Origin of the sequence: Candidatus Methanodesulfokora washburnensis, from assembly GCF_003947435.1 — an archaeon.
GTDB lineage: Archaea > Korarchaeota > Korarchaeia > Korarchaeales > Korarchaeaceae > Methanodesulfokora > Methanodesulfokora washburnensis.
In genome coordinates this window covers 1-8,747 of the sequence record NZ_RCOS01000037.1, presented here as the reverse complement: position 1 = coordinate 8,747, position 8,747 = coordinate 1, and the positions used below count along the sequence as shown (strand labels likewise).

10 protein-coding genes are annotated in these 8,747 nt (G+C 43.0%); 5 read left to right on the top strand and 5 right to left on the bottom strand.

The window, feature by feature from the left end; genetic code table 11:
* Positions 1-55: 55 nt before the first annotated feature.
* Positions 56-412, bottom strand: a complete 357-nt coding sequence (locus D6D85_RS02695; protein ID WP_125670541.1) for a hypothetical protein — start codon at positions 410-412, stop codon at positions 56-58.
* Positions 413-519: 107 nt separating this feature from the next.
* Here D6D85_RS02695 and D6D85_RS02690 point away from each other — a divergent pair, with 107 nt between their 5' ends.
* Together D6D85_RS02690 and D6D85_RS02685 are read left to right on the top strand one after the other, a co-directional pair.
* Positions 520-762, top strand: coding sequence for a hypothetical protein (locus D6D85_RS02690; protein WP_125670540.1), 243 nt, complete (start codon positions 520-522; stop codon positions 760-762).
* Positions 695-1,165, top strand: a complete 471-nt coding sequence (locus D6D85_RS02685) for a type II toxin-antitoxin system VapC family toxin (protein WP_237558726.1) — start codon at positions 695-697, stop codon at positions 1,163-1,165. Before D6D85_RS02690 ends, D6D85_RS02685 begins: the two co-directional genes overlap by 68 nt.
* 214 nt (positions 1,166-1,379) lie before the next feature.
* On the opposite strand, the gene D6D85_RS02680 is transcribed toward D6D85_RS02685, so the two are convergent.
* Positions 1,380-1,967 (bottom strand): indolepyruvate oxidoreductase subunit beta, encoded by a 588-nt coding sequence (locus D6D85_RS02680; RefSeq protein ID WP_161969644.1) that lies wholly within the window; start codon positions 1,965-1,967, stop codon positions 1,380-1,382.
* Complete coding sequence (locus tag D6D85_RS02675) at positions 1,964-2,401, bottom strand: 4Fe-4S binding protein (protein ID WP_161969643.1); 438 nt, start codon at positions 2,399-2,401, stop codon at positions 1,964-1,966. Before D6D85_RS02675 ends, D6D85_RS02680 begins: the two co-directional genes overlap by 4 nt.
* A gap of 23 nt (positions 2,402-2,424) precedes the next feature.
* Here D6D85_RS02675 and D6D85_RS02670 point away from each other — a divergent pair, with 23 nt between their 5' ends.
* Complete coding sequence (locus D6D85_RS02670) at positions 2,425-2,934, top strand: hypothetical protein (RefSeq protein ID WP_161969642.1); 510 nt, start codon at positions 2,425-2,427, stop codon at positions 2,932-2,934.
* Positions 2,935-3,559: 625 nt separating this feature from the next.
* On the opposite strand, the gene D6D85_RS02665 is transcribed toward D6D85_RS02670, so the two are convergent.
* Together D6D85_RS02665 and D6D85_RS02660 are read right to left on the bottom strand one after the other, a co-directional pair.
* The gene (locus tag D6D85_RS02665) at positions 3,560-4,882 is read right to left on the bottom strand and encodes a hypothetical protein (RefSeq protein WP_125670536.1); all 1,323 of its coding nucleotides are present in this window, start codon (positions 4,880-4,882) and stop codon (positions 3,560-3,562) included.
* Positions 4,883-4,973: 91 nt separating this feature from the next.
* Positions 4,974-5,378 (bottom strand): hypothetical protein, encoded by a 405-nt coding sequence (locus D6D85_RS02660; protein ID WP_125670535.1) that lies wholly within the window; start codon positions 5,376-5,378, stop codon positions 4,974-4,976.
* Between the two features lie 131 nt (positions 5,379-5,509).
* Between D6D85_RS02660 and D6D85_RS02655 the strand changes: the two genes are divergently transcribed.
* Positions 5,510-8,236: an endo alpha-1,4 polygalactosaminidase gene (locus D6D85_RS02655; protein WP_125670534.1), complete on the top strand. Its 2,727-nt coding sequence runs from the start codon at positions 5,510-5,512 to the stop codon at positions 8,234-8,236.
* A gap of 191 nt (positions 8,237-8,427) precedes the next feature.
* Positions 8,428-8,747 (top strand): hypothetical protein (locus D6D85_RS02650; protein ID WP_133308284.1); only part of this gene is annotated, 320 nt, incomplete at its 3' end.

Genomic DNA, 8,747 nt, shown 5'->3' with positions numbered 1-8,747 from the left:
TTGTGAAGAACCGGATAGAAAGAGAGGAAAACTGGGAGCCACTCGCTTATCTCCCTCATATAAATTCCTCCGCCCAGAGAGCCGGAACTGAGTTAAACATTCTTCTCAACAAAATAAGATCCGATATCGGGAGATCCATTCTCTCCGGCCTGATCCCTAGCCTAAGATAAGCCTCTCTTACATCCTTACATGAGGGCCTCGTGATCCAAGACACCATCCTCTCGCACTCCTCAGCCAGCCACATGAGATGGGACAAGAAGGCAGCTGCCTCCCTGCTGAGCTTATTCACATCATTTACAGCGCTAAGTGCAGTTTCAGCTGCAATCTCAAGTGCCCATACTTCCCCTTTCAGCCCTCTTCTCACCAGATCCTCCCACTCCTTCTGGGATTTAATTTTGAACATCCAGCTCATCTCAGCTAATATACGAGAATCTATAAATATTCACTTTTTCAGCTATTGCGCTGAAGCACGCTAGATCTCCGCTAAAGTTTATAGGCAAGCTGTACAACAATACAAGTATGGCAGTGATTACAGTCAGAGTGGACAATGAGACAAGAAGAATGATGAAGGAGATCAAAATCAACTGGAGCGAGTTCATTAGGGAGGCTATAACAAGAAAGATAGAGGAAGAGAAGAGAAAGAACATAGCAAAAGCTGTTCTGATAAATGAAAAGTTGAGGAGGAGGAGCAAGGGTGAGCCCAGCGCTGAGAAGATCATCAGGATGTTCCGGGAAGCACGGTATACAGCTAGCAGTGATTGATGCAAGCGTGATTGTCAAGTGGTTTGTCGAGGAGGAGAACTCAAGCAAAGCTATGGAGATCAGGGACAGATACATCAGCGGGGAATTGAGGCTCATAGCTCCTGAGATAATCATCTTTGAGGTGCTGAATGCTCTATACTACAAGAACCTGTTTTCAGAGGATGAGATGAAGGGGATAGGGGAGGCCCTACAATCCTACTCGATCGAGCTTTACTCGCTTGAGGGAGAGTATCGCGATAAAACGATCGAAGTTGCATTTAAGAACAGGATTACAATATATGATGCAGCATACATTGGGCTTGCCGTTGTAAAGGGCACATTCATGTACACAGCGGATGAAAAATTGAAGAACAAGCTAACTAAAGAGTACAAGCAGTATATCAGGACATTGAATGAAATTTAAGAGCAATCACTTAGAAAGTAGTACTTATGAAAAGGATACACTTCAAATAAAAACTGCATAAAGAGCTTAACATTAAATAGAGCAGGAAGATTTGCTAGCATTCTATACAGAAATTTGAATAAAATATTTATATCAAAAACTTTCTCTGAGATCTTCATTAAAATTATTTGTAGTTTCTCAACTATAGATCGTTCAAGCGCTCACTTTAATCTCTCTACAGCCTTTGCTCCAAGCTCAAATGCCTTCCTGTAATCTCCTCAGTTCCCCTAGGTACACCCTCAAGCAAAGAGCTCAGAAGGCTTTCTCTAGATACTGGAAGAACCATTAGCCCTGATAAAGAGCCGAGCATCACTGAGTTTACAGTTCTAATGGATCCTGCTTTCTCTGCCAGCTCCGCTGCATTCAAAGCATAGACACAAGCGAAGCTCGATGCCCTTCTCACTATCTCATCAACACTCGGGTATCTTGCCCTTCCGGAGCTCACATCCACAGGATATATAGGAACTGTGTTCATTAGCAGAATTCCACCTCTTTTCAGGAACCTAGAGGCAGCTCTTGCGCCCTCAAGAGGTTCTAGGGCCATGACAGAATCCGCTTCACCAGGAGGTATGACTGGAGCTATGTCCTCCCCTCTAAATATCCTTATGTGACTTGAGACAGCTCCTCCTCTCATAGCAGCCCCGAATTTCTCCCCAACTCTCACGTTGAAGCCCTCCTTTATCGCTGCATCTGCTATTATATGGCTTATCCTGACGGAGCCCTGACCTCCAACTCCTGCGACTATCATCTGATACACTATCATTGGACCACCTCCACTATAGCCTTTGTGGGACATAACTGCGCGCACATACCACAGCCAACACATAAACTGGGATCCACTGCTGCTTTATTCCTCTCCGCATAGAATACATTAGCGGGACATCCGAACTCTATGCACAGCTTGCACCCTATGCACTTCTCCTCAATAACCCTATACATGACCTTTGGCTTGTACTGCTTAAGCCTGATTGCCTGAAGTGTGCAAACTCTCTCTGCTATCACAAGCTTTGGTCCCTCAACTCCCATTGCCTCCTCTATTGTGTTCTGCATCTCCTTCAGGTTCCAAGGATCTGCCTTTCTCACATGCTCAACCCCCAGTGCCTTTGCAACTCTCTCTATATCCAGCTTTATGATTTTGCTCCCTCTTGCATCTTCTCCAGTTGTAGGGCTCGGCTGATGCCCTGTCAGCGCGCGCAAGAAAAGGGAATTACAATGCAGTGATGGCGAAAGTAATGCTCGATTTTGATAAAAGCACTGCATATCAGGGGAACATCTACATAAGAGGAAAGGGTAAAAGATTTCTATATCTAATTGGAATAGACAAAAGTAGCAGGGATGTGTTCTTTCATTGCATGGATTTGGAGAGGGGATGTGAGTACACGAGAAGAGGAAGAGCTCACTTCAAAGATTATTTTAAAGGTGGGAATAAATGGCTCATCCTAGGTCTTGAGTGGACTGGCAATTTTGTGAGCTACTTTGCATATGAGGAAGGCGAGGAACCGAGGGCAAAGCCCGTTTTCTCCCCTCCACCAGAGATCTCGGAGGAGATTGCAAGGGATTGTTTAAACATATTCCTCTATGGTACAGATGAGATATGTATAAGACTTGATTTAGTGAACGAAGAGCCGGAATTCAGGTCGATAACAGGTTATGTGGATTATTTAAAGTGCAGAAAAGCTCCTCTGTTCTGGATGAGGGGCTTAACTCAATCCAAGATTAAAGAATCTTAATAGAAATTTTTACAAGAACCGGGAGAACATTATTAGAGTTGAGCGTGTTCGGGGAAATTTTTTATCACGGGAACACTGGGGAGCTGGGGACATCAACATTGCTTGGGCCCTTCTTCCCCCAAGTTAAAGAAGAGCTTACTGTAACATTCTCCAAATCTCCTGAAGGCTCAAACATAGAAAAAAGTCAACCTAACTCTACCATCATTAGCGTCAGATCCTTTTCCCATCTTAATACCGCGCATCGCTGTTTTTAGCATTCCTCACTACACTTAAACTTCAGGGCCTTTAGAGCCAGATCTCAGGTTTCTCGCTTTTTCTCTCCATGCTTTCCCCTCTTAACCTCCACAGACTCTCACCAGGTCTCTCTATGACTATCATAAGCTTATCGCTTATGAGAACCTCCGCCTCTATTGAGGATCAGCACGACTACTATTCATGCTTTAGAAGGTTTAACGGGGGATAAATTTGAAGCCCCTGATGAATGCAGAACTGCCATTGGATTTTGTGATCTACTTCCAGAGGGCGGATTAAGGAGACAATCACGCTGAATCTACTTAGGCAGAATCAGCTATCCAACTCATGGTATGTGCGCATTATTGACCAAAGTAGAGCTTCACTGGTTTTATCATAATATTCGGCCTTTATGGATTTCCTTATGCTTCTCAAGCGTGGTTTTCATAATTCCCCTTCCAATCATATATAGAAATATAATAGTTGCAATTATTGCTAAGAATAAAAGAGCAAAAGCTGTACTTCTCGCATTTATAATCAAGAACATGAATGGAAGAGGTATTGATGCTGGAGCGAGGAGAACGTATGTCCTTTTAAGGCCTAGCTCCATAAAGATGCCAGATAAAACAGCTAGAATTAAGATGATCGCGGCATCCACTCCAAGGAAAACATAAAATTGTATTATCAGTAACATAAGTGTAAATATGGAATCTATTATAAACCAGTTATATCCTTTACTACCTTTTATGAAGCGAATAACGGCAACAAAGATTAAAATGGGAAGAATTCCAAGGATAAACGAATAATATCCTCCTATTACTAAGATGGAAATGGAAAGAATAATGGAGAGAAGGGGGTGGGCGAATCCTGTTTCTTTCATGCTCAGAAGTAAATTCTCTAAGTAAATACTATAAAATATTATATATAAGTTAACTACAAGAATGATAGAGTTCGTGAGGGATCCCCGTAAACCCTGAATGAAATTTATATTAGCTAGAGCAGATATAGAGAAAAGAACTTGTATTATTGGCTGAAGGGAGAAAATCTCTTCTCTAAGAAGAACTGGCTTCATAATACCCTCTAAAGAGTATTTTTCCTTTAAGCCAAACCTATATAGCAGATATATCCCCACCGAAATGTAGAACCACAGATCCTCTGCAGAATAGAGGGTATAAATAAAGGCGAAGACCAAGGAAGGAAGCAATATTATGAGCACCGAGATCAGGTAATACGTTAAAGGAACGATAAGCTTAGATTTTCCAACATGATCCATGTAGTTCTTCCAAGAATCCTCTTCTTTCCATCCCCTCCAGACCCTAATTACTTTAAGCGAGAACTCATTCATATAGTCTGATGCCTCCCTAAGCCCCCTCAGGCAGATTAATGGAGGAATTGTAGTGGCGGAGAAGAGCGCAATAATGTAGAGAATCTCATTAGGTTTTTTAAAGAAAATGGATCTTTCAAAATCCTCAAGAGCCAATGCTAGGATTATCGATATCAGTGCCTGAGATATCTTTATATGCGTGGGGACTTTTATCCCGTAGAAGCTCTGTATAAGGTTCAGTTCATAGGATGCGTTGGCCATTATCGCTAGGATAATGATGTTCTCGAAAGCGCTAAACCCGGTCAATCTTGTGGCGACAAGACATATGGTCAGAATATCAGATATGTGATTTATTAAGAAGTTCAAGAATTTTCTTTTAGTGTCGTTTGACACAGCTTAGGTTAGCAGATAGTACAGATAAAAATTTCGAATGAAGGAGAAGAACTGCTTGCACATTATTACCTTCACTTCTGCCCCTAAAGTTTCAATCAGAAATTCCCTTCTCAAAGTATATGCGCTCTTCACAGCTATCCGAATAGGGCCTTATGTGATTGTAGTTTCTCTGGAATACCAAATGGGGATTTAGCTTATGCAGCACATACTTGCAGACAGGCTCTGAGACAATTCTGCAGGAGATCTTTGTGTCCACATTCAACATGAGGGAAAGCTTCAGAATAGGGCATGGATTCCTGCATCTCGTGATGAGCTCGTTTTCATCGATCTTTACAACCTCAACATCGCTCTTGTTGAGCCTGAGGAAGTCCAGATAGAATAGATCCAGAACTTCTTTCATGGAATTTGCTTTTCTTGGCTTAATAGTCCAGATTAAGGCGTAAATGTAGAATATAGCCTCAGAAAATGCTAGAACAAACCTCTTGAGCCAGCTCACAGATTACTTCTGTAATGTTGCTTAAAAAATTAACAGCTCGAGGAAATGTTCTAGCCTCTAGTTGCCCAGCAACTAGAGATCATAGATCAATAGCGCAAATTTAATATATCATCAGTTTTTAAGGTCTTTATATGAGATGGCTCTCCATACTCCTCATAACGATATTAATTGCAGGAAGCTGGCCTTTCACAGAAGCCCAACAGAGCACAGTAAATCCTAATGATGCTTCAATACCCTCAATAAAAGACAGACAGAAGGTGAGCTGTGTTCTAGTGTACTACAATCATAAGCCAATTCCTCAGGAGATCCTCAGGACCCATGACTGGGTGATAGTTGATCCCGACAATCCTTTCGTAAATAAGAGCGGAGGAGCGAAGCTTATAGCCTACATAAGCGTGGGGGAGATAGAGGAGCATAGAAGCTATTTCAATGAGATAAAAAATTATGCAATTGGATACAATTCTGTCTGGAAATCCTACATAGCTGATGTGAGGAACCCCGAGTACAGAAAGTTCCTGATAGAGAGAGTGGCTGGATCCATAGTTGAGAGAGGATTCGATGGCTTCTTCTTGGATACACTTGATTCATACAAGCTGGTTGCGGATGAGAAAAACGAGAAAAGCTTTGTTGATGCGCTATCAGATTTTGTGATAACTCTAAAGAAGAGGTATCCGGACAAGCTGATAGTGATAAACAGGGGCTTTGAGATATTCGACTCCGTTTACCCCTATATAGATGGCTTTCTCTTTGAGGACCTCTTCATGGGTCTGGATGATAATTTGAACTACGTTCCGGTGAGCGAGGATGAAAGATCATATTATTTGGAGAAGCTGAGGCACATAAATGAGAAGGTTCCAGTGATAGTAGTCGATTACGTTGATCCCAATGACAGGGAAGAGGCCATTAAGGTGATGAATGCCATAAAGGAGCTCGGCTTCATACCCTATATAGCTGACAAGATGCTGTATGAGATAGGAGTGGATCCCTGCACTGCCTCAAGAGGGCCTAAAGTGCTGGTATACTTCGATCCCAGATACGGAAGCAACTGGATAAGGAGGCCTGAGGAATACAAGAACTATCTATTATCGATATTTGATGAGTATAAGGTGAATTATGAGGTGGTGGATGCTGATTCCCTTGCAAAAAGGCTGCTGGCTGGTGAGAGGGCCATACTAGTTCCTACAAGTGATGTGCTGCCCGATACTGTCTGGGATGGAACTAAAGACAGCCTGATAGTGAGGTGGTTGAGGAGCGGAGGAACTATCATCTGGACAGGAGACTGGGAGTTCTATTACATAGGGCACAAAGAAGGGATTGAGCACAAGGATGGGATAGAGGAGGTTCCATTTGGCGGGAAAGTTACTTCAGCTGAGGAGGTATATGTTGAGGTTACGGAAGCAGGTAAAGAGTACATCCCCAGTCTGAGGGGATTCAAGAGCATGAGGCCCTTCACAGCAAAGGATATGCTGATCGAGGCATATGGGAAATCTGATAGCGCATTTGATCCAGCAGCCATAAGGGTGGGCAATGGAACATTCATAAAAGTGGCATCTTCAACCGATTCGCTCGGATTCCTCTATGTGGCTGAGCTAATCCTGAACAAGTTCTATGGCCTGAAAGTCAGGCTAACAGAGGAGCCCCAGATCCCATTTGGGGGCATAGTTTACATACTTCCATCGAAGGCATCATCACCTAAATGGCAGAAAGAATACGGGGACAGGATATATTTCTACGTTAAAGAGAATTTATCAAGATATGCCAAGCTAATAGATGATGATTTAAAGATAATATCATCAGCAGGATACAACTTCATAATACTGCTGATACCCTTAGATGACGATCCTCTGTTCCTCAAGAACTTAGAGCTTATGGACGAGCTAGCCTGGAGCAGGAGGCTAGGAATACTTTATGCCATACTCCCGAAGTGGAAGTACGGGGAGGAGTGGAACTATCTGCTGAGGGGAAGCAGTGCAAATTCAGCTATCATGAAGCTGATGAATTTTCTATCAAATCTCAGGTCAACTCAGGGCATAGCTGTCTGGTATGGCTGGAAGGACAGGAAATTTGACCCAAGAGAGATAAAGGAGTTCTATCTATCCCTTCCCGAGAGGCTTAGGAGCATCTACTGGGTGTGGCTCGATGAGGCCTATGTTGTGGAAGCTGTAAAGGCTGGACTTTACAGTAATATGAGCGTGGTAACCGAGCTATATGACCCCCTTAGGCTGGCTTTATACAACAGGGTTTTCGAAAAGCAGATCATAGTGACCGGGATATGGGATGCTGAGAGCTCAGCTTCTTGGGCAGAGAGAATGAGGGAGAAACTGGGGCTTGGAGCAAGCAGAAGAATAGTAGGTGTGTGGATATTCGATGACACAAATGACGGCTTTGGGGAGAAGTACAGGGCTTACATAAATGGGGAGCTCTCAAGCCCAGTAAAGAGGATTGAGAAAATAGAGGATGCCCTCATACTGCCCTCCTTCAGCGTTGGGTCTGAAATAGATCTAATGATAGTGAGAAAACACTTTCCGGATGCCTTGATATCTAACGGAGGGAGAATAGTGGTTGGAGGCCCTCTCTCCAATAGATGGAGCTCGATCAAAGGGGTATCATTCACCAAGGATTCAATGACGGTAAACGGGACTGTGTACACAAGCTCATGGGGGAAGAGGGATTACTGCCTGATATCCATCAGAGATGGAAGGGTCTATGTAATGGGGACCCACAGATTCGGGACAGAGGCCTGCTTAACAATACTTCCAGATGTAGGCCAGAAAACCTATGTTGTAGCCCTTTGGACTGACAAGAATGGAAATGGTATAGTGGATAGAGATGAGATAAGAGTTCTGGAGAGCGGCTGACTTCTAGCCTTTCTGAGGTCTATATTTGAATTATCCCTGTTCATTTCATTCTTCATTTCAATCTCCGGATAAAACACCTCCTTACTGAGAGTGATGTTTATCAGAAAGCTGATCGAATCTCATCCTGATCGCTGGATTTTATTGCATTAACTCACAGAAGGTTTTTAAGATTTCTTAATAGAGGCTTGCTAATGGCTTCTGAAGAATACGAGAAGAACCTGAGCAAAATAAAAGTCCTGATACTCCTTCTTCTGGATAGCCTTGAGGGAGAGCCGATAAGAGGAAAAAACCTGCAAAAGCAGATATTTCTGCTTTCAAGATATTTTGGAGTGGAGAATGGGGAATTATACGGGCTCAATCGCTATGGCCCATACAGCAAGGTGGATGCTGACCTAGAACAGCTTGCCCTGATGAACCTAGTGCATGTGAATGATGAGATAAGGATTACTGAGGAGGGCAGGAAAGTGGCTGAGAAAATTAAGGGAAAAATGGATGAGAAGAAGCTCAAGTT